Below are 23,454 nucleotides of genomic sequence, written 5' to 3'. Positions count from 1 at the left end.
TCACTCCGCTTCGTAATATTTTTGTCCATTTACATAAGTTTGTAAAACCTTTGCTTCTGTTTCAAAAATAGGGTGCGACCAAACAACAAAATCAGCATCTTTGCCTTCCTCAAGGCTGCCAATGCGGTGATCAAGCTGTACAAGCTTAGCTGCATTGATCGTAATACTTTTGAGGGCTGTGTCTTCATCTAAACCATAACAAATCGCTTCTGTGGCACAATACTTTAAGTATTGAATTGGTACAAATGGATGATCTGTCATGATAGCAAATGGAATATTATGTTCTTTAAAAACGGCAGCAATTGCTGGTGTAGAATGACGCGTTTCGTATTTAGATGGCGTTAACATATAGGGCCCAAGCGTTGCATGGAATCCACTTTCTTTAACGGCATCCACAATGAGATAGCCTTCTGTGCAGTGCTCTAAATGAAGCTTCACATTAAATTCTTTGGCAATTCTAATTGCTGTCATAATGTCATCTGCTCTATGGCAGTGAAGGCGAAGTGGCATGTCGCCTCGAAGTACTTCAATAAACGGGCGTAACTCAGCATTTTCTTTAATTTGCTCAGTTTGTTGTTGTTCATTGAGTTGACTTGCACGTTGGAAACCATCTCGTAAAAGCTGTGCAATGGCCATACGAGTCATCGGCTTGCGCTTATACTGATTGCCAAAGACGTTTTTCGGATTTTCCCCTAGGGCCCCCTTTAAACCGCTCCGCTCTAATAAAACACGAGAGGAAAGGGTAGGTCCTGCTGTTTTAAGAATGCTCCAAATACCACCTATGACATTGGCACTACCTGGCCCAGTTTGCACAGTGGTTACGCCCCCTTCTAACGCATGTTGAAAGGAAAAGTGTCGGATATCTACACTGTCTAAAGCGTGCATAAGAGGTGTAAAGGGTTCGCTATATTCATTGGCATCATTAATGTCTTCAGTGACTTCAGCCCATGTTCCGACATGTGCATGAATATCAATTAATCCTGGTGTAACATAAGCTCCCTGTAGATCAACTAGCTCTGCTTGTGGGGGAAATTCTTTGGCTGGTCCAATATAGACAATACGCCCATCTTCGATCCATAACTGTTCACAAGTATCGTTCTGCTCATTGACTGTATGAAACTTTGCATGATGATAAATAATCATTGTGTAAACCCTTCTTCCCGTGCATAAACTTTTGTTCCTTTAATATAGGTTGCGACAACCTGGGCATCTAAATTTAATGGATGCTTATCCCAAATAACAAAATCAGCAAGAAGACCATCACGAATAGCACCTGTTTTATGGGCAATCCCTAGAAAATTTGCAGCCCCGGTTGTCAGAGCATATAGCACGTCCTGGCGTGCCATACCTTCTCTTACAGCTAAGCATCCTTCTAATGTTAGATGCGAGGTGCTACTAACAGGATGATCCGTACAAAAAACGAATGGAATATTGTTCTTATACAGTTGATGATACAGTTTGGGTGATAGTGCCATCATCTCATTGTGCTCAATATATCGAAATGTAGGACCAGCTATAACCGTATTAAAGGATGTTTCATGAAGGAATGTAATTTCAGTGCCATGGATAATATGAAAATCAAAAATTGACCCAAATTCTTGTTGAAGGCGGCTAATGAATTCAAGATCAACGGCTTTGTGCGCTCGAATAACGATTTTCGTAATGGACGGCTCCTGTTGCTGAATTTGTTGTAATGTTTCTCTTAAAATTTTGGCGATGCCCATACGAGTGAGTGGTTTTTTCTTTTCAGCGAAAAAAGTACTTTTTGCCTGATGTCCAATAGAGAAGGAATAAGCCACATCTTTTGAAATAACCATTTCATCAACCGTTGTATGTGTATGGTGAATAATAGCCGTTTTTGCACCTATCAAGCTTTTAGGAGAGGGAACAATATGAGATGCAGTCACCCCATGAGAAACAGCTTTTTGAAAAGCAGTATCAAATGGGTATATGCCATCAACTACAGAGTATTGCAAATGTGAGTCAAATTCATAGCTATCATCACCTTCCCAACGAATCCCTATTTCAGCTAGACCGATTTGTGAGCAGCTATCGATAAAACCTGGTGTAATATAGTAGCCATCTAAATCCAACTCTGTTTCAGGTGAATGAGTAGCGGGTTCAAAGTATTGCCCTTGCACTTGAAAAGATTGCTTATTAAAGCTACGAGTCTCAGAATTAAAAACAAGTCCATTTATATAGCGTGTCATCGGGTCAAATCTCTCCTTATGAAGAGAAAAGCGGAGACTGGTATCTCCACTTTTCAAGTTTAATTATTTAGTAATGGATACGTTTGTACCATTTGGATGCACAATTTGTACGGAGTTATCAGCAGAAACCTCAAAGCCCTGTACTTTTTTGTTTACACCTGCAACCGTTTGTGTTGCCTCTAATTCAATACGAGGAACATCCGCTAAAATCAGCTTTAATGCTTCTTGGTATAATTTTGCACGTTCTTCTTGCACTACTGTTTCTGATACGGCGCGTTCTAATAATTTATCCACTTCTGGATTGCTGTAGCCTTTACCATTTCCTAACGCACCAATTTGATTTGTGTGGAATAATTGATAAAGGAAGAAATAAGGATCTGGGTACCAAGTCCAGCCACCAATATTCATTGGCGCATTACCCTTTGCCACAGTATCACTGTAAGTACCCCATTCAAGCACTTTTATTTCCACATCAATATTTAAGTTCTTCTTTAACTGACTTTGGAAAATCGTTGCGTAAGGAACACGTGCTTCTGATACGAAAATCTCTGTCTTGAAGCCATCAGCGTAACCAGCCTCTGCTAGTAATTTTTTTGCTTCTTCTGGATTATATTTTGGTACCATATCAACTAACGATTTATCATATCCCCATGAACCAGGTGGTAATGGTAAATAAGAAACATCGCCGCCACCCCATTGGTTAACGCCAGAAATAATTTCCTCTACATTTGTTGCCATATAAATCGCTTCACGAACGCGTTTGTCAGCAGTTGGACCTACTTTGTTATTAAGATCAAGATAAACAATCGATAGACCTGGATTTGTTAAAAGCTCAAGGTTACTATCTTGGTTGATGATTTCTCGGTTTTGACCTTTAACGTCCATGGCAATATCAATATCACCAGAACGTAATGCGTTTGTCATCATATTTTGATCGGAGATAAACTTCATTGTTAAGTTATCGACATTTGGCTTATCGCCCCAGTAATTATCGTGACGAACTAATTTTACTTCTTGGTCTTTTTTCCATTCTGTTAGTTGGAATGGACCTGTACCAACAAAGTGTTCAGAAAAATTATCGCCCCATCCTTCAACTTCTTCTTTTGGAATAATAATATTCCCTGCATCCGTTAGCATAGCAAGTAGGGCAGCATTTGGTGTAGCTAAGTGAATCTCTACTTCATAATCCGATAACACTTTCACTTCTGTTACACCACTTAAACGATTCATAGCAGATTCTTTAGCAGAGCGTTCTAAAGAGTATTTCACATCTTCAGCTGTCATTTCACGGCCATCCTGATACTGACCTTTTTGGAATTTAACACCTTCGCGTAATTTGAATGTGTAGACTAACATATCCTCTGATACATTCCATTCAGTTGCTAACGAAGGGATGATATCAGATAGATCTTTGTTATAAACAACTAACGTATCACCCATTTGGCGCATCACCTGTGATTCATAAACCCCTGTATATTTGATAGGATCAAATGTTTTTGCATTGGCTGACAAACCAATATTTAATGTGCCTCCAGAAGTAGCTTCTCCCTCTTTTTCATCCGTTGTAGTACTTTTCTCAGTGTTTCCACCACAAGCAGCTAAAACACCAATTAGTAAAGTTAAAAAGAGTAGTAGTAAAGACTTTCTTACGTTTAATTTCTTCATATGCACTAGCCTCCTTAGTTTTTGTTTCACAATATGAACCGTTGATTCAAAAATGGTAGGTTCGAGATTAAAATTAGCACACTTGTAAATAGAAAGTAAATATAAAATTACAAAGATTCAGAAAAAAATATATTTACAAACAATTATTAAGTGGTGTACTATGTGGTTATTCACAATATGAACCACTGATTCTAATAATGAAAAGGAGGTCTTGCTAAGATGGGCTCATTTATTTTAAAAAGATTAGTTAACCTCATCCCGACACTGCTAGTAGTAGGAATTATCGTCTTTATTATTACGCGAATGATTCCTGGTGACCCGGCTTCAGTCATGCTTGGACCACAAGCGAGTGTAGAAGATGTAGAGAATTTAAGAGAAGAGCTAGGATTAAATAAATCCATGCCTTCGCAATTTATTTCATATGTAGGAGATCTAGCACAGTTAAATTTAGGATATTCCTATTCTTATAGTGAGTCTGTCATCGGACTTATTCTCGAAAGGTTCCCTAATACAGTGATATTGGCATTGGCAGCGCTGTTAATAGCAGTCGTGATTGGCATCCCAGCAGGAATATTTGCAGCGAGAAAGCAAAATACCATCATTGATTATGTTGTAATGCTTGTGTCATTAGTTGGTGTATCTATGCCAATTTTCTGGTTGGGCATCATGCTTGTCTTATTCTTTAGTGTTAACCTTGGTTGGTTCCCAGCAACTGGGATGGGGAATATCAGCGATGGCCTGTGGACCTATTTGAAGCATTTAATTTTGCCAGCATTTGCTTTAGCAACGATTCCAATGGCGACATTTGCACGGATTACCCGTTCAAGTATGTTAGAGGTTATTTCGCAAGATTATATTAAAACAGCTCGTTCTAAAGGTATTAAAGAATATTTAGTAATTGGTAAACATGCATTTAAGAATGCGCTAACACCGATTTTAACCGTGTTAGGAATGCAAATTTCTAATTTACTGGGCGGAGCGGTTTTAACAGAAACAATTTTTAGTTGGCCTGGGATGGGTCGATTAATTGTAGATGCCATTGATAAACGTGACTTTGTAGTCGTCCAAGGTACTGTTATTTTCATTGCGTTTATCTTTGTGCTTGTTAACTTAGTAGTCGATGTACTTTATAAAGTGGTTAATCCTAAGGTCAATTTAGAATCGGATGGGGGGAAAAAATAACAATGACTCAAGCAATCGTCCAAGAAACGAAAAAAAGAAATACGTTATTGCGCAAGTTGCTAAAAAATAAATTAGCGACAATTGGGTTAATCATTGTCACTTTAATGGGTATTGTTGCTATTTTTGCCCCATTAATTGCTACCCATCCACCGAATGAAATGATTGTCGGTAAATCGTTTTTACCGATGAATACAGAAGGACATTTATTAGGAACAGATAACTATGGCCGTGATCTGTTTAGTCGCTTAGTTTACGGTACACGAATCTCAATGATTGTTGGGATTGCGGCGGTGCTATTTGGTGCTGTGTTTGGCACACTGCTAGGCTTAGTGGCAGGGTATTTTGGTGGACGCATTGATTCCATTATTATGCGCACAATGGATGGTCTTTTCGCATTCCCATTTATATTACTAGCTATTACATTAATGACGGTATTAGGGCAAGGACTTGTCAATGTTATTGTTGCGATTGGTATTGCTAATATTCCAGGTTTCGCACGACTTATTCGAGGACAGGTGTTAAGTGTAAAAGAGGAAGAATTCGTTGAAGTAACGCATTCTTTAGGTGCTACACATACGAGGATCATTTTTAGCCATATATTACCGAACTGTTTAGCCCCTTTAATTGTCTATGGAACGATGAGTACAGCTGGCGCTATTATTTCAGAAGCTGCCCTTAGCTTTTTAGGATTAGGCGTTCAACCACCGACAGCTTCATGGGGCAGTATTTTAAAAGATGGCAAAGACTTTTTAGTATTAAATCCCCAAATGGCAACATTTTCAGGCATTTGTATTTTATTAACAGTTCTTGGAATTAACCTATTAGGGGATGGATTACGAGATGCATTAGATCCGAAAATGAAAGTTTAATGGAAGGGGGTGGAGTCATGACTGAACGTTTACTAGATGTAGAAAACTTAACAGTAGAATTTAAAAGTGGCGGCTCTACAATGAAAGCTGTTAATGGAGTAAATTTACAATTAAATAAGAAGGAAACACTAGGTATTGTGGGAGAGTCAGGATCAGGAAAAAGTGTTACAGCCACTGCTCTCATGCGTTTAATTCCATCTCCGCCAGGAAAAATAACGAATGGAAAAATTCTATTTAATGGCCGCGATTTAATCGAAATTTCTGAAAAGGAAATGCGCAATGTGCGAGGCAATGACATCTCAATGATTTTCCAAGATCCAATTACAAGTTTGAATCCTGTCTTAACAGTGGGCAATCAAATTATTGAAGTCATCCAAGCACATGAAACAATATCGAAGAAAGATGCCGCTATCAAAGCCGTCGATATGTTAAAAATGGTTGGGATTCCTGAGCCAGAGAAACGATTAAAAATGTATCCTCACGAATTTTCAGGTGGAATGCGTCAGCGTGTCATGATTGCTATTGCCCTAGCTTGTAACCCGAAACTACTCATTGCTGATGAGCCAACAACTGCACTAGATGTAACTGTACAAGCTCAAATTCTTGATTTAATGAAAAAATTACAACAAGAACATGATACAGCCATCATTATGATTACGCACGATTTAGGTGTAGTTTGGGAGCTATGTGACAAAGTAAATGTTATGTATGCAGGTCGTACAGTAGAGTCTACTACAACAAGACAGCTCTATGAAAAACCTTTACATCCCTATACGTGGGGATTATTAGAGTCTCAAATTACAATGGGGACTCAAGAGCAACAAAGGCTGCCGGCTATTCCTGGTAGTCCACCAGATTTAACAATGCCACATAGTGGCTGTCACTTCTCAGCACGATGTCCTTTAGCGACAGATATTTGTCGTAGTACTGTGCCTGATTTAGTGGAAGTACAGGATAACCATTTTGTAGCCTGCCATTTACAAGCAAAAGATCAAATTGTCCCTAGGAAGGAGGGAATTTTTAATGCAACAGTACAATGAACTTGTCTTAAAGGTAAGTAATTTAAAAAAGCATTTTCCCATTAAAAGTTCAATTCCTTTTAAAAAACCAACACAATTTGTGAAGGCGGTAGATGGTGTAAGTTTTGAGTTATATAAAGGTGAGACACTGGGGATTGTGGGAGAGTCGGGGTGTGGTAAATCAACGGTTGCCCGTTTAATCAACCAGCTAATTTCACCAACAGAGGGAGTAGTTGAATTTAAGGGAACGGATTTAGCAAGCTTAAATTCAAAAGATATCCGCTCTGCTCGAAAATCCATCCAAATGGTTTTCCAAAATCCTTATGCATCACTCGATCCTCGTAAAACGATTGAATATCTTATTGCTGAGCCATTAGTGATCCATGGGATTGGTGATGAGGCATCCCGTAAAAAGCGAGTGGTTGAATTACTTGAAACAGTCGGATTAAGTGCATACCATGCAAAACGCCATCCACATGAATTTTCTGGTGGACAAAGACAACGTATAAATATTGCTCGGGCTCTTGCACTGAATCCAGATATTGTGGTGTGTGATGAACCTGTTTCAGCATTAGATGTCTCTGTACAGGCTCAGGTTATCAATCTATTAAAAGATTTACAGAAAGAATTCGGTTTAACCTATATTTTTATTTCACATGATTTGAATGTGGTGAACTACATGTGTGATCGTATTGCTGTCATGTATTTAGGAAAAATAGTGGAAATTGGCACATACAAGGAAATTTATAAGAACCCTCAGCATCCTTACACACAAGCCTTGTTATCGGCCATACCTAAGGAAAATCCTTTTGATAAAAAGGACCGTATTATTTTATCTGGCGATGTTCCAAGCCCGGTTAATCCCCCGAGTGGCTGTGCATTCCATAAGCGTTGTCGTTTTGCTACAGAAAAATGTGCAGAGGTCCAACCGACACTTGATACAGTATCAGCTACACATCAAGTATCGTGTCATTTATATAAGTCGATACAGCAAGAAGTATCATCAATTTAACGAAAGATAAAATTTATTGAAGCAGAAAAAGGAGCGGACTGATTATGTCATTGAAGCATGTTATTGAATTATACGAGGTAATGGATAGTATTTATGTAAACGGAGACACGATTAAGAAGTATTTACACAATATTGATTCCACAGCAGATGTCAAGGTAAAAACTATTCAAGGCGAAAGCGGCTCAACAGATTTTGTTCGCGTCCTCGTGAAAGGAAAGAATGGCAAATCCTCTGGCGGAAATGCACCTACATTAGGAATTATTGGACGATTAGGTGGTATCGGAGCACGCCCTGAAATGACAGGTTTTGTATCAGATGGAGACGGCGCACTGGCATGTCTGGCAGGAGCAGCAAAAGCTATTGATATGGCCTTAAAGGGTGATCAATTAGAGGGTGACGTTATTTTCTCCACACATATTTGTCCAACAGCTCCAACCTTACCACATGAGCCAGTGCCATTTATGAACTCGCCAGTGGATATTAGTGTCATGAACGAAAATGAAGTAGAAGATACAATGGATGCTATTCTATCAATTGATACAACAAAAGGCAATCAAGTATGTAACCATAAAGGATTTGCGATAACGCCAACTGTCAAAGAAGGTTACATATTAAAAATTAGTGATGATTTATTGCACGTATATACACAATCTGCTGGCATTTCTCCAGTTGTCCTGCCAATCACGATGCAAGACATTACACCCTATGGTAATGGTTTATTCCATATCAATAGTATTTTACAACCAGCAGTTGCAACATCTAGCCCTGTTGTAGGTGTAGCGATTACAACTGAATCTGTTGTGGCAGGCTGTGCAACAGGTGCAACCCATGTCACAGATGTAGAAAATGTTGTGCGATTTGTGTTAGAGGTAGCAAAAACTTACGGTGCTAATAAATGCTCTTTCTTTGATGAAACACAATTTACACATATGAAAGGCTTATATGGTAGCATGAGTCATCTACAAACGAAAGGAAACGAGGTACACACACATGAATGATTTACAAGCACTTAAAGCTCAATTAGTAGAGGCAGTTGAAAATCATCAAGATGAATTGATAGCGTTTTGTTCAAAGCTCATTCAAATCCCAAGTGTCAATCCTCCAGGGGATACGACTGAAATAACAGCTTTTATCGAAAACTATTTAAATGATGTAGGCATTACTTATCAAAAATATGAAGCTGCTGATAAAATGTTTAATTTAGTAGCTTCTATTGGAAATGGGGAAGGAAAAGAACTCGTTTATTGTGGCCATACCGATGTTGTTCCTGTCGGTGATCTATCAAAATGGGATTTTGATCCGTTTTCAGGAGAAGTGAAGGATGGCTGGATGCTTGGACGTGGGGCGAGTGATATGAAAGCCGGTTTAGCAGGTATTATTTTTGCAACAAAGTTATTAAAGAAACTGAACATTGAACTACCAGGGAAATTAACTTTGGCGATCGTACCAGATGAAGAAACTGGCGGTGAATTTGGTGTTCCTTGGCTGTTAGAGCGAGGCTATGTGCAGGGAGATGGTTGTTTAATCGCTGAGCCCTCTTCACCTTTAAACCCAACTATTGGACAAAAGGGATCTTACTGGTTTGAATTAGAGGTGCGTGGGGAACCTGGTCATGGAAGCCTATCACCATTGGCTGGACGAAATGCCATTGTTGATGCAATCCGAGCTATACAAGAGATTCGTACACTATGGGATGTAGAAATCACAATTCCTGAAGAGGTAAAGCCACTTATCGAGGTATCAAAAAAATACATGCGTGAAGTGGAGAAAGATCGCTTGAAATATCAAGAAGTTTTAGAGAAAATTACTGTAAATATTGGTACAATTGAGGGAGGTACGAAGTCAAACGTAATCCCAGATTACTGTAAGGTCCAGGTCGATTGTCGTTTACCATTTGGTATTACACAAGAAGAAGTAACAGAAATCTTGACAACTAAACTAGATGGCTTGGCTATCGATTATTCAATCCAACGTTTTGGCTTTAAAAGCGTAGCCAATTATACGCCTGCTGAAAATCCTGTATGCCAATCGATAGTGGAAAATATATCATATGTTACAGGGCAAGAGGCATATGGTGTCATGCAATGGGCAAGCAGTGACGCTCGTCATTTCAGACAATATGATATTCCTGTATTGCAATACGGCCCAGCTTATTTACCAAGTATTCATGGTTATAATGAAAAAGTGCGTGTTGAGGATATCGTACGCTGTGCAAAAGTTTATATAACTGCTGTTGTTGATTTCCTATATCAAAAGTAAGAGATTAGCTACTCTCTTACTTTTGATAAAGTGATATCAGGTGCTGACGGCTGCTAAATCTGTCGATTATTTCCCCCTTAAGAGAGAGATTTGCAGCCGTTTGTACAGATAAATAGTTCAGAAGGATGAGAGATATGCTAAAGACATTAAATTTATCAATTGCGGTTTTAAAAATGTTTACAAAGGAAAAGCCCACATGGGGTGGTCGAGAGTTAGCACTGGCGATGAACATGAATCATACAAATTTATATCGCATTCTTGAAACCTTCGAAAATAATGGGTTTATAACAAAAGATCCTATAACAAAAAAATATTCTCTTGGTATTGCATTATGGGAAATAGGTATGAATATGTATGATTCATTAAACATAGATCAGCTATGTATGCCAGTTCTTGAGAAATTAAAGGATGTCACTGGTGAAACAGCTATTTTTACCGTACTGAATGGACTGGAAGCGTTAACATTACTGAAAGCAGAGCCTGTAAATAAGGTGAAGTTTACAGTTTCAAGAGGAAGTAGATCGCCACTGTATGTAGGAGCATCTTACCGTTCAATGCTTGCTTTTTTAAATGAAGAGCAAATTGCAAAGGTCATAGATGAACCATTAACAGCTTATACAAATAATACGATGACAGATGCCACAGAAATAAGGGCAGAGCTAGAAAAAATTAGAACATGTGGCTATGCACTTAGTAACAGTGAGTATTCGGTCGATGTATTGGCGCTAGCTATGCCTATATTTAATAGCGAGGAACAGGTCGTAGCGTCTATTACCGTTTCTGGACCAATTTATCGTTTTACAGAGCAACGTGTTCCTGATTTTTTGGGACCTTTAACGGAAGCTAGAAATGAAATAGAAGGAATTATTCGTAGATATCATTTGAATTTTAATTAAGGAGCCCTATTATGCATCATTTACATGATATTGCACTAAATGTTTTAAAAGGCAATTTAAATGTTCAATCTTCTGAGTCACTATTAATTTTGACAGATAGCCACAAACAAGACATCGCAAAAATTTTTTATGAAGCTGGACTGTCAATTACTGCAAATACAATGTTCATGGTGATGCCCCTGTTAGAGAAATCTGGGCAGGAGCCAATCCATGCAGTTTCTGAGCTTATGGCAAATGCCGATGTTACACTGTGTATTACCTCCCACTCCCTAACACATACACTGGCTCGTAAACATGCCTGTGAAAAGGGTGGACGTGTAGCAACAATGCCAGGGGTAACATTGGAGATGCTGGAGCAAGGTGCCCTTCATGCAGATGCACAGGAGATCGAAGCTACGGTAGAAAAATATGTCCTTTTACTTAATACGACAAAAGATATTCGTATTGTCAAGGATGGTCATGAGCTGACGTTTAGTGTAGACGGCCGTTTCGGAATTCGTTCTACAGGGGTTATTCGTCAACCTGGTGAGTACGGGAATATTCCTTCAGGAGAATCGTATATTGCACCAATAGAAACATCTGCGAATGGAGAGATTTTAGTAGATGGCTCTATTGCTAATATTGGTGTTTTAAAGGAACCATTATTATTAAAAATAAAGAATGGTCGCTTAGAAGAAGCAATCGGTCCTGATGGTCCACGACTACTGGCATTACTTGGTGAAGGCAATGGTAGAGTCATTGCAGAGTTTGGCATCGGAGCCAATAAAAGTGCTATCCTATGTGGCAATGTATTAGAGGATGAGAAGGTGTATGGGACCATCCATATCGCTTTTGGCAGTAATGCGCCATTTGGTGGAGCCAATGCGTCAGATGTTCATATTGATTGTGTTGTGAAAAGTCCTATCGTCTATTTTGACGGTCAGCAAGTAATCTAAAGAAAAGCGTGTCTTCCTATGAAGCACGCTTTTTTTCATGCTTTACAAGACTGTAGCTTAGGGTTGCTTGTCATTGTAGGTTTACAATATAGTTAATATAGATAGGAATAGGAATGATGATTAAATTTCGTCCATAAAATAGAAGTAATGATAAAGAAAGTAACTTTTGTTTTGCAACAAGAAAGAACGTGAGGTTGAAGAGATGTTAACATTTACAGATTTACATGGCCTACAAGTAGATTTGAGTTTTACAAGAGGCGAATTTAAAGTAGAACCTAAACACGTCCTTGTCCTTTTAAAGCATGAAAATAAATGGTTATGTACTGTCCATAAACGACGTGGTGTAGAAGTGCCAGGAGGGAAATTAGAAGAAGGGGAAACCTTAGAGGAGGCGGCGATTCGAGAAGTTTTTGAAGAGACAGGTGTTCATGTGAAGAATCTTCAATGGTTTGCAGAGTATGCAGTGTATGATGAAATCGTTTTTTGTAAATCCGTTTTCACTGCACAATTTTTAGCGCAAGAGGATATAGAATTTGATTTAGAAACGTCAGGCATGCTTTGGTTAACCGATGAAGAATTTGCTCAGCATCCTAACTTGAGTTTTCACATGAAGGATGAGGGGATGAAGAAAATGCTGGAGGAGCTGAAACATCGTGACACACAATGGTGATATTATCGAAAAACGCCCCTATCCTTCACCAAATCCAGCTATACGTTTAACGGAAATAACCTATCTTTCACAGGGCTTACGTATAAAAGGACTATTAGCAGAGCCAAAGACTGAAGGTACATATGATGGCTTTTTATATTTAAGAGGCGGCATGCAAAGCATTGGGATGGTAAGACCCTCTCGTATTGCACAATTTGCGGCGCAGGGCTTTATCGTATTTGCCCCATATTATCGTGGGAATCGTGGGGGAGAGGGGCGTGACGAGTTTGCAGGGGCAGACCGTTACGATGCGGTCTATGCCGTAGATGTACTCAAACAATTCTGCAATGACAATATCCATGTTTTTGGTTTTTCACGAGGTGGTATTATGGCTCTGTGGACAGCTATTTTAAGAAGGGATATTACTTCTGTTGTAACATGGGCAGGTGTTTCTGATGCAACGGCCACTTATTGGGAGCGTACAGATATGCGCAGAATGATGAAGCGTGTTATTGGAGGAACACCTAATCGTGTACCAGAAGCGTATGATGCAAGAACACCACTTTTTGAGATAGAGCGTATAACAGCTCCCGTTCTTATCATTCATGGCTATCGTGATGAAAATGTGGATATTGAACATGCCAGACAATTGGCATTTTTTTTAGAGGAAGCAAATAAATCATTCGAAACTTGGTATGATCTTAACTATGCACATCAATATCCACCAGCAAAAAATCGTGAAACTGTCCGTGCTCTTTGCAAGTGGATGAAACAACAATAAAGCATAGAGAAAACAAAAAGACAAAGGGAACGAATAAATTGTTCCCTTTGTCTTTTATATAGACGTTATTTTAATGGACCACCAAGTGTAGTGATGGCTTCAGAAACGTTTGAGAATTTCTTGAAGTTTTCGTTGAATAAGCCTGCAAGCTCAGCAGCTTTTGCATCGTATGCAGCTTTATCTGCCCAAGCTTCACGAGGATTTAACACTTCTGAAGGTACGCCTTCAACTGCTTTTGGAATGTGTAAACCAAACACAGCATCTTGTGTTGTTTCAACATCTGCTAATTTACCATCGATTGCTGCACGGACCATTGTACGTGTGTAAGATAGTTTCATACGGCTACCTGTGCCATATTCGCCACCAGTCCAACCAGTGTTTACTAAGTATACCTGTGCACCGTGCTCGTCAATTTTTTGTCCTAACATTTCTGCGTATACTGTTGCAGGAAGTGGAAGGAATGGAGACCCGAAGCAAGTAGAGAATACTGGTTCTGGCTCAGTCACACCACGTTCAGTTCCAGCAAGTTTAGAAGTGAACCCGCTTAGGAAGTGATACATCGCTTGTTCTTTTGTTAATTTACTGATTGGAGGTAACACGCCAAATGCATCAGCTGTTAGGAAGATGATTGTTTTTGGATGACCTGCAACAGAAGGATCAACGATATTTTCGATGTATTGGATTGGATAAGCTACACGTGTATTTTCTGTTAGTGAACCATCATCATAGTCACAAATACGAGTTTCTGGATCAACAGCTACGTTTTCTAATACAGAGCCGAAGCGGATTGCATTGTAGATTTCTGGTTCTTTTTCAGCAGAAAGGTTGATTGTTTTTGCATAGCAGCCACCCTCAATGTTGAATACACCATTATCAGACCAACCGTGTTCATCGTCACCGATTAGCTTACGATCAGGATCAGCTGATAACGTCGTTTTACCAGTACCAGATAGACCGAAGAATAACGCTACATCGCCAGCTTCACCAACGTTTGCTGAGCAGTGCATTGAAAGAATACCTTGTTGTGGTAATAAGTAGTTCATGATACCAAAGATAGATTTTTTCATTTCACCAGCATATTCTGTACCACCAATTAAAATAATTTTCTTTTCAAGTGATACGATGATGAATGTTTCAGAAGCAGTACCATCAACCGCAGGATCTGCTTTAAAGTTAGGAGCTGAGATGACAGTGAAGTCGGCAACATGAGAAGCTAATTCATCTGCTGTTGGACGGATAAATAATTGATGAGCAAAAAGATTGTGCCATGCGTATTCATTGATAACTTGAATGCTTAATTGTGAGTCTTTGTCAGCACCTGCAAAGCCTTTGAATACGAATAACTCGTCACGTTCTTTTAAATATTTTATTACTTTTACATATAGGTTATCGAACACTTCAGAAGAAATCGGTTGGTTGACTTTACCCCAGTCAATTTGATCTTTTGTGCTTTCTTCTTCTACCGTATATTTATCTTTAGGTGAACGACCAGTGTATTTGCCAGTTTCTGCACGAACTGCGCCATCTACTGTTAACATTGCTTCACCACGAGATGTAGCTTTTTCTGCTAATTGTGGTACTGAAAGTTGAACATTTATGTTACCGCCGTTTAATAATTCCTTCAGTTCGTTTGCAATTTCTACTGAATTCATCGATTAAATACCATCCTTTTTTATAGTATTCCCTTGATTTAGAGGGATTTTTTCTTAATTTCAAAAATAGTATAACACAATTGCTTAAATAATCTATACTAATTAAGAAATTATTTTAGAGTTTTTACCACTTTTCAATAAACTGACAAAAAATAATGTTTTTCGAGTAGAATACCATCAATCCTACTGTAATTAGGCACGAAAATTGAGCCACACATATGTTACCACAAGTAGCTAGGTATGTTGTAGGGATTAATTTGCTTCTATTTACATCATCATCCAAGTATGAAAAGTTTTTGTGTAATAAGTTCTTTCCTTTCTATACAGTAATACATAAGAAAATATTTGACAACGTTCGACCTTTTCAGTAACATGAGATTGAACGGATACTCTTATCCCGAGCTGGTGGAGGGTCAGGCCCTGTGAAACCCGGCAACCTGCATGAACTATTTCACGACATGCGTTGGTGCCAACCTGATGCAAGGGAACATCCCTTGAACGATAAGAGTGAAAGGTTACGCAGTCATTATTCCTTTCCTCATGTAAAGTAACGTGAGAAAAGGATTTTTTTATTGCTATAAATCAATGTAAAGGTAAGTATATGTAGTTCTTTCCTTATTATAATGACGGATCTTTCGAAATCCTCGTGTTAAAAGCAGCAGTAACGGCTTGAGAGTTCAATCCTTAGGAGCGGACTTGACATGGGTAATGAGTACCGTATTCATACACAACTACTTATTGTAAGAGTATTTAGGAGGAAAACCAAATGACAAACCGTCGACTGTTTACATCAGAGAGTGTAACAGAAGGACATCCAGATAAGATTTGTGACCAAATCTCGGATGCCATTTTAGATGCTATTTTAGCAGAAGATCCAAATGCACGTGTAGCGTGTGAAACAACTGTAACAACAGGATTAGTATTAGTAGCAGGAGAAATTACTACTTCTACTTATGTGGATATTAAAGGTATTGTTCGTGACACTGTAGCTGAAATTGGCTATACACGAGGTAAATATGGCTTTGATGCTGAGAACTTAGCGGTGCTTGTGGCAATTGGCGAACAATCACCTGATATAGCTCAAGGTGTTGATCAGGCATTAGAGGCACGTGAAGGCTCTATGACAGATGCTGATATAGAAGCAATTGGTGCTGGTGACCAAGGCTTAATGTTTGGCTATGCATGTAATGAAACACCAGAGCTAATGCCATTACCAATTAGCTTGGCACACAAATTAGCACGCCGTTTAACAGAAGTACGTAAATCAGGTGAACTTGCCTATTTACGTCCTGATGGTAAAACGCAAGTAACGATTGAATATGATGACAATAATGTACCGGTTCGCGTGGATACAATTGTTATTTCAACACAGCATGATGAAGAAGCAACACTTGAACAAATTCAAGCAGATTTAAAAGAATTTGTTATTGCACCAGTTGTACCGAGTGAATTATTAGATGCTAATACGAAATACTTCATCAATCCAACTGGCCGTTTTGTAATTGGTGGGCCAAAAGGTGATGCTGGATTAACAGGACGTAAAATCATTGTTGATACATACGGTGGTTATGCACGTCACGGTGGTGGTGCCTTCTCAGGTAAGGATGCAACCAAGGTAGACCGTTCGGCGGCATATGCAGCACGTTATGTAGCAAAAAACATCGTAGCAGCTGGCTTAGCAGAGCGTGCTGAAGTGCAACTTGCCTATGCGATTGGCGTTGCTCAGCCTGTTTCCATTGCTGTCGATACATTTGGCACAGGTAGAGTGAAAGAAAGCGAGATCGTTGAATGGGTACGCGAGTTATTCGATTTACGCCCAGCAGGTATCATTAAAATGCTTGATCTTCGTCGTCCAATTTATAAACAAACTGCTGCGTATGGACATTTTGGTCGTACAGATTTAAATGTACCATGGGAGCAAATTGATAAAGCAGACGCGCTACGAGAAAAAGCACGTTTATAAACTATTGAACTAAAGTAATGAAGTCATTAGAAAATTATTCTGATGTATTAATAAGCAAAGGGGCAACATTGCTCCTTTTGTTTTTTTTACAAAAATACCTCGCTAGGATTCGTGAACATATTCGGTACACGAAAACGCGAGGGATTTTTTCGTTAGTATTGATTTTTTGTGTAGGTTATTTATTTCTGAAGTGATTTATAATATTGACCTTTTTCTGCGTATTCTCGTACGATGCGTTCCATATCCTCTTTATCTTCAGCATTTAATTCTCGGACAACTTTTGCTGGACGACCTAATGCTAAACTATTTGGAGGAATGACTTTACCAGGAGGTACTAGGCTTCCAGCTCCAATAAATGCACCTTCTCCAATCTCAGCTCCGTCTAAAATAATGGATCCCATACCAATTAAGGCATTTTTGCGAATTGTACAACTATGTAAAGTGACTTGGTGTCCAACTGTTACCTCATCTTCAATAATGAGCGGATATTTTGGGCTTTGGTGTAAACAGCAAAGATCCTGGATACTGACACGTTTACCAATAATCGTTGGGGAAACATCACCACGAATAACCGTATTAAACCAAATAGTTGTTTCGGCGCCAATTGTTACGTCGCCCGTAACAGTTGCGTAATCAGCAATGAAAACAGACGGATCGATCTTTGGCGTTTTATCTTTAAATGGATAAATCATGAAAATCGCCTCTTTTCTTTCTATAATGTAGTATTATCGTATCAAATACGCAACTTTATGGAAATATAAAATTAAAATGTGCTATTTATTTCGATATAATCAAAGTGTAATCATTTTTTAGGAGGACTATGTAATGTGGAAATGGGAAGCTGATGGACAAGCAAAAGCTGTGATTGCTATTCTTCATGGTGCTTATGAAAATCACCGTTGGTATGCATGGCTGATAGAGAAATTAAGATTAGAAGGCTTCCACATAGTCATGGGAGATTTACCGAATCATGGAGGTAATGCAAGGTTTGCTCGAGTCCATGATGAAGACTTCAAATTGTACAATAAGTATACAAGAAACCTGATTGAAAATGCTTTTTCATATAATTTACCAACCTTTGTAATAGGGCATGGACTAGGTGCAACATTAATCCTCCATACACTGCAAAAGAGACAATATGAATGTGCAGGCATTATTTTAACATCACCTTGGTTGCAACTAAAGCTATTACCAGGTAAATTAACAAATGCTTTAACAAGTCTAAGTGCGTTAACAGCCAATGTTAAGTTGACACATGATATTACATTAGAGAAATTAACGCGTAGTGTTGAAGGCAGAGAAGAAATGAAAGATGATGTACCCCTCATGTCTGTTGTTTCTGTGAAATGGTATCGAGAACTTCAGCAGATGATGAAAAATTTAGTGATGCTGCCTAAAGGTGAAATGCCTAATATGCCTATGCTAATTATGACAGCTGAGAAGGATAAAATTACGGACACTCGCCAAACTCGAAATTGGCTTCATCAACAGGAATTCACGGAATTTCAGTTTAAAGAATGGGCAAATTGTTATCATAATTTATTTCATGAGGGAGAGCGCGAAGAGATTTTTATGTATATACGAGATTTTATTAATAATGCTCTTCGAAGAATTGGTTATATAATTAAATAGGTTTATACCCTTCCATTTACTAGGTTACTTACTTAAATATTGTTACTTAAAAATAATATTGTAATTTTCAGAAAAGTGTAATACTATAATGACTTAAAGTAAGGTAATTCAAATTGGAGGGGTAAAATGGATGTAATTGTAGAGAAGTTGAATGGTATTTTATGGGGACCATGGTTTATTTATGGCATCTTATTAATTGGGTTATTTTTCTCAATTATTACAAGGTTCCTACAAGTAAGGCACATTAAAGATATGTTTGTTTTAATGTTTAAAGGGGAGAAGTCAGAAAAGGGAATATCTTCATTCCAAGCAATGTCTATCGCATTATCAGGACGTGTAGGTACAGGTAATATTGCTGGTACTGCGACAGCGATTGGAATGGGAGGACCTGGTGCTGTCTTTTGGATGTGGGCAATCGCTTTCATAGGTGCGGCTACCGCGTATGTAGAGTCAACATTAGCTCAAATCTATAAAGAAGAGAAAGATACAGAATATCGTGGTGGACCAGCCTTTTACATAGAAAAAGGAATGGGCCAAAAATGGTTTGCAGTTATTTTTGCTGTGGCGGCTTTAATAGCAATGTTAATTTTGATGCCTGGTGTGCAGTCGAATGCCATCGCAGGTGCTGTTGAAAACGCTTTCGGTTTGGAAACATGGATCACAGGACTTATTATTGTTGTTTTATTAGGTGCTATTATCATCGGGGGTGTTAAATCAATCGCAAATGCTGCCCAGATTATTGTACCGTTTATGGCATTAGCCTATATCATTATGGCCATTATCATTATTTTTATGAATATTTCACAAGTACCAACGGTTATCGGATTAATTTTTTCTAGTGCATTTGGGGCTCAAGAAATTTTTGGAGGCATTATTGGTTCAGCGATTGCTTGGGGTGTTAAACGTGGAATTTACTCTAATGAGGCTGGTCAAGGAACTGGTGCTCACCCTGCGGCAGCTGCGGAAGTATCACATCCTGCTAAGCAAGGAATTGTACAAGCGGCGTCTGTTTATATTGATACATTATTAATTTGTTCTGCTACGGCATTTATGATTTTATTTACAGGCATGTACAATGTACAAGATGAAAAGGCAGCTGAGGGAGCAGATCCATTTATCCATATTGGAGAATTTAATAGTGGTGGATTAGCAGGCGATGAGCAAATGACTTTTGCGAAAAGTATTGAAGCAGGTGCAGCCTATACACAATATGCAGTTGACTCATCATTACCTGGCTTTGGTGCTCCATTTGTAGCCATTGCGTTATTCTTCTTTGCCTTTACAACAATCATGGCTTACTACTATATTGCAGAGACAAATGTCGCTTACTTATTTAGAGGTAGCACAGAAAAGGTATTCATTTGGATTGCGAAAATTGCCATTTTAGTTGCAGCCTTTTATGGTACAATCCGTACGTCTGGTCTGGCATGGGCAATGGGAGATGTAGGTCTTGGTTTGATGGTTTGGATTAACGTTATAGCTATTTTAATTATCATGAAACCAGCTATTGTCGCATTAAAAGATTACGAGAAACAGAAAAAAGAAGGAAAAGACCCAGTCTTTGATCCTCGTAAACTAGGAATTAAAGGTGCAGATTTCTGGGTTGACTATAATGAAAAACGCAATAACAAGTAGATAAAGAGCAAGGCGATCAGCTAGTTTGATAGAAACTAGCTGATCGCCTTTTAGCATGTAATTATTGAATAGGATGTTCTTTCATTTTCTCTAATGCAATGACGAAGGGTGGATCATTTTGTTGATTCAGAAATGCATATTTTAAGACATGAACATATTTTTGTGGCAGTTGGCTTACATAATCAATGACCTTATCACGCTCTTCTTTTCCACCTGGATGACCATGATAAATAACAAGAACAATCAAACCGCCCACTTTTAAGAGCTTTAATATATTCTCAATGGCTTGGATTGTTGTATTAGGTCTTGTAATAATATCATGGTTGCTACCAGGTAAATAGCCGAGATTGAAGATTGCCGCAGTTACTGGCTTGTGTACAAACTGCGTAACTTCTTCATGCCCTTTATTTAAAACGAGTGCTCGATGTTCTAAACCATGATCTAAAAGTCGGAGGAGTGTCGCGTCAACCGCCTCTTTTTGGACATCAAAGGCATAAACTTGCCCTTCATCCCCAACAAGCTGTGCCAGAAACAATGTGTCATGGCCGTTTCCAGCAGTTGCATCAACAACTGTATCTCCCTCTTTTATATTATCTTTTAATAACTGCTGGGCATATTGTAAAACGCGTTGTAGTATCATTTCATAACCTCTGCCTTATACAACTTCCCTTGCCAACTACCACGACGTTCAAGCTCAGCATCAATGCCATTCAGTACTTCCCATTTATTTACACTCCACATGGGTCCAATCATTAAATCAATCGGTCCATCACCTGTAATACGATGAATGACCATCTCTGGTGGTAAAATTTCTAATTGGTCTGCTACTAGTTTTGTATATACATCTTGATCTAAAAATTCTAGCATACCTTTTTCATATTGCTTCACCATAGGCGTTCCTTTTAATAGATGAAGTAAGTGGATTTTAATGCCTTGGACATCTAATTGTGCAACTGCTCGTGCCGTTTCCATCATCATGTCATAGTCTTCGAGAGGCAATCCGTTAATGATATGTGAGCAAACACGAATGCCATGCTTACGCAATTTTTCAACGCCTTCCACATACGTTGCATAATCATGGGCACGATTAATAAGATTAGCCGTTTTCTCATGCACCGTTTGTAGACCGAGCTCAATCCATAAATACGTCCGCTCATTTAGCTCTGCTAAATATTCGACAACATCATCGGGTAAACAGTCAGGACGAGTAGCAATAGAAAGACCTACTACACCTTCTTGCGCTAAAGCTGCCTCAAATTTTTCTTTTAAAACTGGCAAAGGGGCATGTGTATTTGTGTAGGCTTGGAAATAGGCCATGTATTTGCCATCCTTCCATTTCTGGTGCATTTTGTCTCGGATTTCAGCAAATTGAACATCAATTGGATCTACCTTATTACCAGCAAAATCACCAGAACCTGCAGCACTGCAAAATGTACAGCCACCGAAAGCGACTGTGCCATCGCGGTTAGGGCAATCAAATCCTGCATCTAATGCCACTTTAAATACTTTATGACCAAATTGGTCACGTAAATAGCGATTCCATGTATAGTATCTTTTCCCCTCTGAAGGAAAAGGAAAATTCGTCTCTGTCATTTATTTCACTCCTCTAACGCTCTATTCTATCATGTGCATTTCGTTCCGTCATGGGGTAAGGGTAATATCATGATTTGGATAAAGAAAAATGGAAAGGAACAAAACTAAATACGATTGAAAATAGGATAGAAGTCTTGTAAAAAAGGTAAAATTATTTTCCTTGTACTTTTAAGTATTTCAGCATACACTAACTATTTAGAGAAGCGAAATAATGGAGGTCATCCTATGCCAAAACGTGTTTGGTTTTTAATTATCGGAATGCTTGTGAACACAACAGGCAACTCTTTTTTATGGCCTTTGAATGCCATTTATATGCATGATTATTTAGGCAAATCTTTAGCTATGGCTGGTTTTGTCTTAATGCTGAATTCTGCTGCTGGCGTATTAGGTAATCTATTAGGTGGTTACTTATTTGATAGAATTGGTGGCTATAAAGCTATTATGCTTGGTATCCTGTTAACGATTGCTTCATTAATTGGCTTAACAATTTGGCACGGTTGGCCACATTATGTGTGGTTTTTAACGATACTAGGCTTTAGTGGGGGTATTGTTTTCCCAGGTATGTTTGCCTTAGCTGGGGCTGCCTGGCCAGAAGGTGGACGTAAGGCTTTTAATACTATCTATTTAGCACAAAATGTCGGTGTTGCCGTAGGTCCCGCTCTTGCCGGTATAGTGGCAGATTATCAATTTGACTATGTGTTTAAAGTGAATTTAGGTATGTATATTTTATTCTTTTTCATTGCCTTATTTACATTTAAGCGTTTGGAGGCGGGCAGTATTGCACCTAAAAATGTCTTGAGCGAAAGTAAGCGAATCGTAAACAAGGCACCTTTCTATGCTTTGTTAATAATTAGTGCATCCTCCGTTTTATGCTGGCTAGCATATTCTCAATGGAGTGCAACCATTTCATCTTATACACAAGATTTAGGATTGGGATTAAAGCAATATAGCTTACTTTGGACAATCAACGGTCTTCTAATTGTCATTGGGCAACCACTCATTGCACCGCTCGTAAAGCGGTGGGAACACAATTTAAAGCGTCAGTTAGTATTTGGTGTAACGCTGATTGCACTTTCCTTTGGTATTATTGCCTTTGCAAACGATTTTAAAATGTTTGGAGCAGCGATGCTTGTCTTAACATTTGGTGAAATGTTTTATACGCCTGCATTACCAACGATTGCTAATCAACTGGCACCAAAAGGTCGTCAAGGATTCTATCAAGGGATTATCAATAGTGCTGCTACTGGAGGACGGATGATTGGTCCACTATTTGGTGGTATTATGGTAGATCAATTTGGCATGATTCCTCTCGTTTTAACATTGGTGGTCATCGTACTATTGGCGATTATTCCATGTTTAACATACGATTATCCTTTAAAGAAGAACAAAATAGTAGCAGATTAATAATGTCGCACTGAAAAGAGCAAAAACAAGTGTTAAGCACTTGTTTTTGTTCTTTTTTTAATAGTAGATATTGAAAAAATGTTGTGACAGGATTACAA

The 23,454-nt window shown here is 38.6% G+C and carries 21 protein-coding genes and 1 riboswitch; of the genes, 14 read left to right on the top strand and 7 right to left on the bottom strand.

What is annotated here, in order from left to right:
• The 3 genes from AC1RFD_RS12215 to AC1RFD_RS12205 all read right to left on the bottom strand — a co-directional run bounded on the left by AC1RFD_RS12215 (nt 1) and on the right by AC1RFD_RS12205 (nt 3,875).
• Nucleotides 1–1,143, bottom strand: coding sequence for an amidohydrolase family protein (locus tag AC1RFD_RS12215; RefSeq protein ID WP_492474935.1), 1,143 nt, complete (start codon nt 1,141–1,143; stop codon nt 1–3).
• On the bottom strand, nt 1,140–2,210 hold the full coding sequence (locus tag AC1RFD_RS12210) for an amidohydrolase family protein (RefSeq protein ID WP_009371458.1): 1,071 nt from the start codon (nt 2,208–2,210) through the stop codon (nt 1,140–1,142). The genes AC1RFD_RS12215 and AC1RFD_RS12210 overlap by 4 nt, the downstream gene beginning before the upstream one ends.
• A 63-nt stretch (nt 2,211–2,273) precedes the next feature.
• Nucleotides 2,274–3,875 (bottom strand): ABC transporter substrate-binding protein, encoded by a 1,602-nt coding sequence (locus AC1RFD_RS12205; RefSeq protein ID WP_066038103.1) that lies wholly within the window; start codon nt 3,873–3,875, stop codon nt 2,274–2,276.
• Between the two features lie 219 nt (nt 3,876–4,094).
• Between AC1RFD_RS12205 and AC1RFD_RS12200 the strand changes: the two genes are divergently transcribed.
• The 10 genes from AC1RFD_RS12200 to AC1RFD_RS12155 all read left to right on the top strand — a co-directional run bounded on the left by AC1RFD_RS12200 (nt 4,095) and on the right by AC1RFD_RS12155 (nt 13,477).
• Nucleotides 4,095–5,057, top strand: a complete 963-nt coding sequence (locus tag AC1RFD_RS12200) for an ABC transporter permease (protein WP_004225947.1) — start codon at nt 4,095–4,097, stop codon at nt 5,055–5,057.
• Between the two features lie 2 nt (nt 5,058–5,059).
• Nucleotides 5,060–5,926 (top strand): ABC transporter permease, encoded by an 867-nt coding sequence (locus tag AC1RFD_RS12195; protein ID WP_259948550.1) that lies wholly within the window; start codon nt 5,060–5,062, stop codon nt 5,924–5,926.
• Between the two features lie 17 nt (nt 5,927–5,943).
• A complete protein-coding gene (locus AC1RFD_RS12190; RefSeq protein WP_016995144.1) occupies nt 5,944–6,966 on the top strand; it encodes an ABC transporter ATP-binding protein in 1,023 nt (340 codons plus the stop codon).
• Nucleotides 6,950–7,957 carry an ABC transporter ATP-binding protein gene (locus AC1RFD_RS12185; protein ID WP_048391072.1) on the top strand — a complete coding sequence of 336 codons (1,008 nt, stop codon included), beginning with the start codon at nt 6,950–6,952 and terminating at the stop codon, nt 7,955–7,957. Before AC1RFD_RS12190 ends, AC1RFD_RS12185 begins: the two co-directional genes overlap by 17 nt.
• Before the next feature lie 44 nt (nt 7,958–8,001).
• Complete coding sequence (locus AC1RFD_RS12180; protein ID WP_048391073.1) at nt 8,002–8,955, top strand: DUF1177 domain-containing protein; 954 nt, start codon at nt 8,002–8,004, stop codon at nt 8,953–8,955.
• On the top strand, nt 8,948–10,216 hold the full coding sequence (locus AC1RFD_RS12175) for a M20 family metallopeptidase (RefSeq protein ID WP_492474934.1): 1,269 nt from the start codon (nt 8,948–8,950) through the stop codon (nt 10,214–10,216). Before AC1RFD_RS12180 ends, AC1RFD_RS12175 begins: the two co-directional genes overlap by 8 nt.
• 134 nt (nt 10,217–10,350) lie before the next feature.
• Complete coding sequence (locus AC1RFD_RS12170) at nt 10,351–11,112, top strand: IclR family transcriptional regulator (RefSeq protein WP_004225962.1); 762 nt, start codon at nt 10,351–10,353, stop codon at nt 11,110–11,112.
• Between the two features lie 11 nt (nt 11,113–11,123).
• Entirely contained in the window at nt 11,124–12,047 is a 924-nt protein-coding gene (locus tag AC1RFD_RS12165) for an aminopeptidase (protein ID WP_048391078.1), read from the top strand.
• A 202-nt stretch (nt 12,048–12,249) separates the two neighbouring features.
• Nucleotides 12,250–12,717 carry an NUDIX domain-containing protein gene (locus AC1RFD_RS12160; protein WP_054549912.1) on the top strand — a complete coding sequence of 156 codons (468 nt, stop codon included), beginning with the start codon at nt 12,250–12,252 and terminating at the stop codon, nt 12,715–12,717.
• Nucleotides 12,701–13,477, top strand: coding sequence for an alpha/beta hydrolase family protein (locus tag AC1RFD_RS12155; RefSeq protein WP_048391082.1), 777 nt, complete (start codon nt 12,701–12,703; stop codon nt 13,475–13,477). The genes AC1RFD_RS12160 and AC1RFD_RS12155 overlap by 17 nt, the downstream gene beginning before the upstream one ends.
• A gap of 65 nt (nt 13,478–13,542) precedes the next feature.
• Here AC1RFD_RS12155 and pckA read toward each other — a convergent pair whose 3' ends face one another.
• Nucleotides 13,543–15,129: a phosphoenolpyruvate carboxykinase (ATP) gene (gene pckA / locus AC1RFD_RS12150; RefSeq protein WP_048391084.1), complete on the bottom strand. Its 1,587-nt coding sequence runs from the start codon at nt 15,127–15,129 to the stop codon at nt 13,543–13,545.
• 389 nt (nt 15,130–15,518) lie between these two features.
• Nucleotides 15,519–15,637: riboswitch (SAM riboswitch) on the top strand.
• A 258-nt stretch (nt 15,638–15,895) separates the two neighbouring features.
• Between pckA and metK the strand changes: the two genes are divergently transcribed.
• Nucleotides 15,896–17,092 (top strand): methionine adenosyltransferase, encoded by a 1,197-nt coding sequence (metK, locus tag AC1RFD_RS12145; RefSeq protein ID WP_004225981.1) that lies wholly within the window; start codon nt 15,896–15,898, stop codon nt 17,090–17,092.
• 179 nt (nt 17,093–17,271) lie between these two features.
• Here metK and AC1RFD_RS12140 read toward each other — a convergent pair whose 3' ends face one another.
• Nucleotides 17,272–17,784, bottom strand: coding sequence for a gamma carbonic anhydrase (locus tag AC1RFD_RS12140; protein ID WP_016994472.1), 513 nt, complete (start codon nt 17,782–17,784; stop codon nt 17,272–17,274).
• Between the two features lie 133 nt (nt 17,785–17,917).
• On the opposite strand from AC1RFD_RS12140, the gene AC1RFD_RS12135 reads away from it, so the two are divergent.
• Together AC1RFD_RS12135 and AC1RFD_RS12130 are read left to right on the top strand one after the other, a co-directional pair.
• Nucleotides 17,918–18,724 carry an alpha/beta hydrolase gene (locus AC1RFD_RS12135; RefSeq protein ID WP_054549914.1) on the top strand — a complete coding sequence of 269 codons (807 nt, stop codon included), beginning with the start codon at nt 17,918–17,920 and terminating at the stop codon, nt 18,722–18,724.
• A gap of 126 nt (nt 18,725–18,850) precedes the next feature.
• A complete protein-coding gene (locus tag AC1RFD_RS12130; protein ID WP_048391090.1) occupies nt 18,851–20,359 on the top strand; it encodes an alanine/glycine:cation symporter family protein in 1,509 nt (502 codons plus the stop codon).
• A 61-nt stretch (nt 20,360–20,420) separates the two neighbouring features.
• Here AC1RFD_RS12130 and mnmM read toward each other — a convergent pair whose 3' ends face one another.
• Both mnmM and mnmL read right to left on the bottom strand, forming a co-directional pair.
• Nucleotides 20,421–20,999 carry a tRNA 5-(aminomethyl)-2-thiouridylate-methyltransferase MnmM gene (gene mnmM / locus AC1RFD_RS12125; protein ID WP_048391092.1) on the bottom strand — a complete coding sequence of 193 codons (579 nt, stop codon included), beginning with the start codon at nt 20,997–20,999 and terminating at the stop codon, nt 20,421–20,423.
• Nucleotides 20,996–21,952, bottom strand: coding sequence for a tRNA modification radical SAM protein MnmL/YtqA (mnmL, locus tag AC1RFD_RS12120; RefSeq protein WP_048391094.1), 957 nt, complete (start codon nt 21,950–21,952; stop codon nt 20,996–20,998). The genes mnmM and mnmL overlap by 4 nt, the downstream gene beginning before the upstream one ends.
• A 225-nt stretch (nt 21,953–22,177) precedes the next feature.
• Here mnmL and AC1RFD_RS12115 point away from each other — a divergent pair, with 225 nt between their 5' ends.
• Nucleotides 22,178–23,356, top strand: coding sequence for an MDR family MFS transporter (locus AC1RFD_RS12115; RefSeq protein WP_048391096.1), 1,179 nt, complete (start codon nt 22,178–22,180; stop codon nt 23,354–23,356).
• Nucleotides 23,357–23,454: the final 98 nt, after the last annotated feature.

Source organism: Lysinibacillus sp. GW823-FHT02G10, assembly GCF_058797135.1.
Note: the sequence above shows the minus strand (reverse complement) of the source record. Positions and strands in the feature narration are given on the sequence as shown.

Coding starts and splice junctions, on each gene's coding strand:
- AC1RFD_RS12215 (WP_492474935.1), bottom strand. CDS start 1,143: ATGATTATTTATCATCATGCAAAGTTTCATACAGTCAATGAGCAGAAC.
- AC1RFD_RS12210 (WP_009371458.1), bottom strand. CDS start 2,210: ATGACACGCTATATAAATGGACTTGTTTTTAATTCTGAGACTCGTAGC.
- AC1RFD_RS12205 (WP_066038103.1), bottom strand. CDS start 3,875: ATGAAGAAATTAAACGTAAGAAAGTCTTTACTACTACTCTTTTTAACT.
- AC1RFD_RS12200 (WP_004225947.1), top strand. CDS start 4,095: ATGGGCTCATTTATTTTAAAAAGATTAGTTAACCTCATCCCGACACTG.
- AC1RFD_RS12195 (WP_259948550.1), top strand. CDS start 5,060: ATGACTCAAGCAATCGTCCAAGAAACGAAAAAAAGAAATACGTTATTG.
- AC1RFD_RS12190 (WP_016995144.1), top strand. CDS start 5,944: ATGACTGAACGTTTACTAGATGTAGAAAACTTAACAGTAGAATTTAAA.
- AC1RFD_RS12185 (WP_048391072.1), top strand. CDS start 6,950: ATGCAACAGTACAATGAACTTGTCTTAAAGGTAAGTAATTTAAAAAAG.
- AC1RFD_RS12180 (WP_048391073.1), top strand. CDS start 8,002: ATGTCATTGAAGCATGTTATTGAATTATACGAGGTAATGGATAGTATT.
- AC1RFD_RS12175 (WP_492474934.1), top strand. CDS start 8,948: ATGAATGATTTACAAGCACTTAAAGCTCAATTAGTAGAGGCAGTTGAA.
- AC1RFD_RS12170 (WP_004225962.1), top strand. CDS start 10,351: ATGCTAAAGACATTAAATTTATCAATTGCGGTTTTAAAAATGTTTACA.
- AC1RFD_RS12165 (WP_048391078.1), top strand. CDS start 11,124: ATGCATCATTTACATGATATTGCACTAAATGTTTTAAAAGGCAATTTA.
- AC1RFD_RS12160 (WP_054549912.1), top strand. CDS start 12,250: ATGTTAACATTTACAGATTTACATGGCCTACAAGTAGATTTGAGTTTT.
- pckA (WP_048391084.1), bottom strand. CDS start 15,129: ATGAATTCAGTAGAAATTGCAAACGAACTGAAGGAATTATTAAACGGC.
- metK (WP_004225981.1), top strand. CDS start 15,896: ATGACAAACCGTCGACTGTTTACATCAGAGAGTGTAACAGAAGGACAT.
- AC1RFD_RS12140 (WP_016994472.1), bottom strand. CDS start 17,784: ATGATTTATCCATTTAAAGATAAAACGCCAAAGATCGATCCGTCTGTT.
- AC1RFD_RS12135 (WP_054549914.1), top strand. CDS start 17,918: ATGTGGAAATGGGAAGCTGATGGACAAGCAAAAGCTGTGATTGCTATT.
- AC1RFD_RS12130 (WP_048391090.1), top strand. CDS start 18,851: ATGGATGTAATTGTAGAGAAGTTGAATGGTATTTTATGGGGACCATGG.
- mnmM (WP_048391092.1), bottom strand. CDS start 20,999: ATGATACTACAACGCGTTTTACAATATGCCCAGCAGTTATTAAAAGAT.
- mnmL (WP_048391094.1), bottom strand. CDS start 21,952: ATGACAGAGACGAATTTTCCTTTTCCTTCAGAGGGGAAAAGATACTAT.
- AC1RFD_RS12115 (WP_048391096.1), top strand. CDS start 22,178: ATGCCAAAACGTGTTTGGTTTTTAATTATCGGAATGCTTGTGAACACA.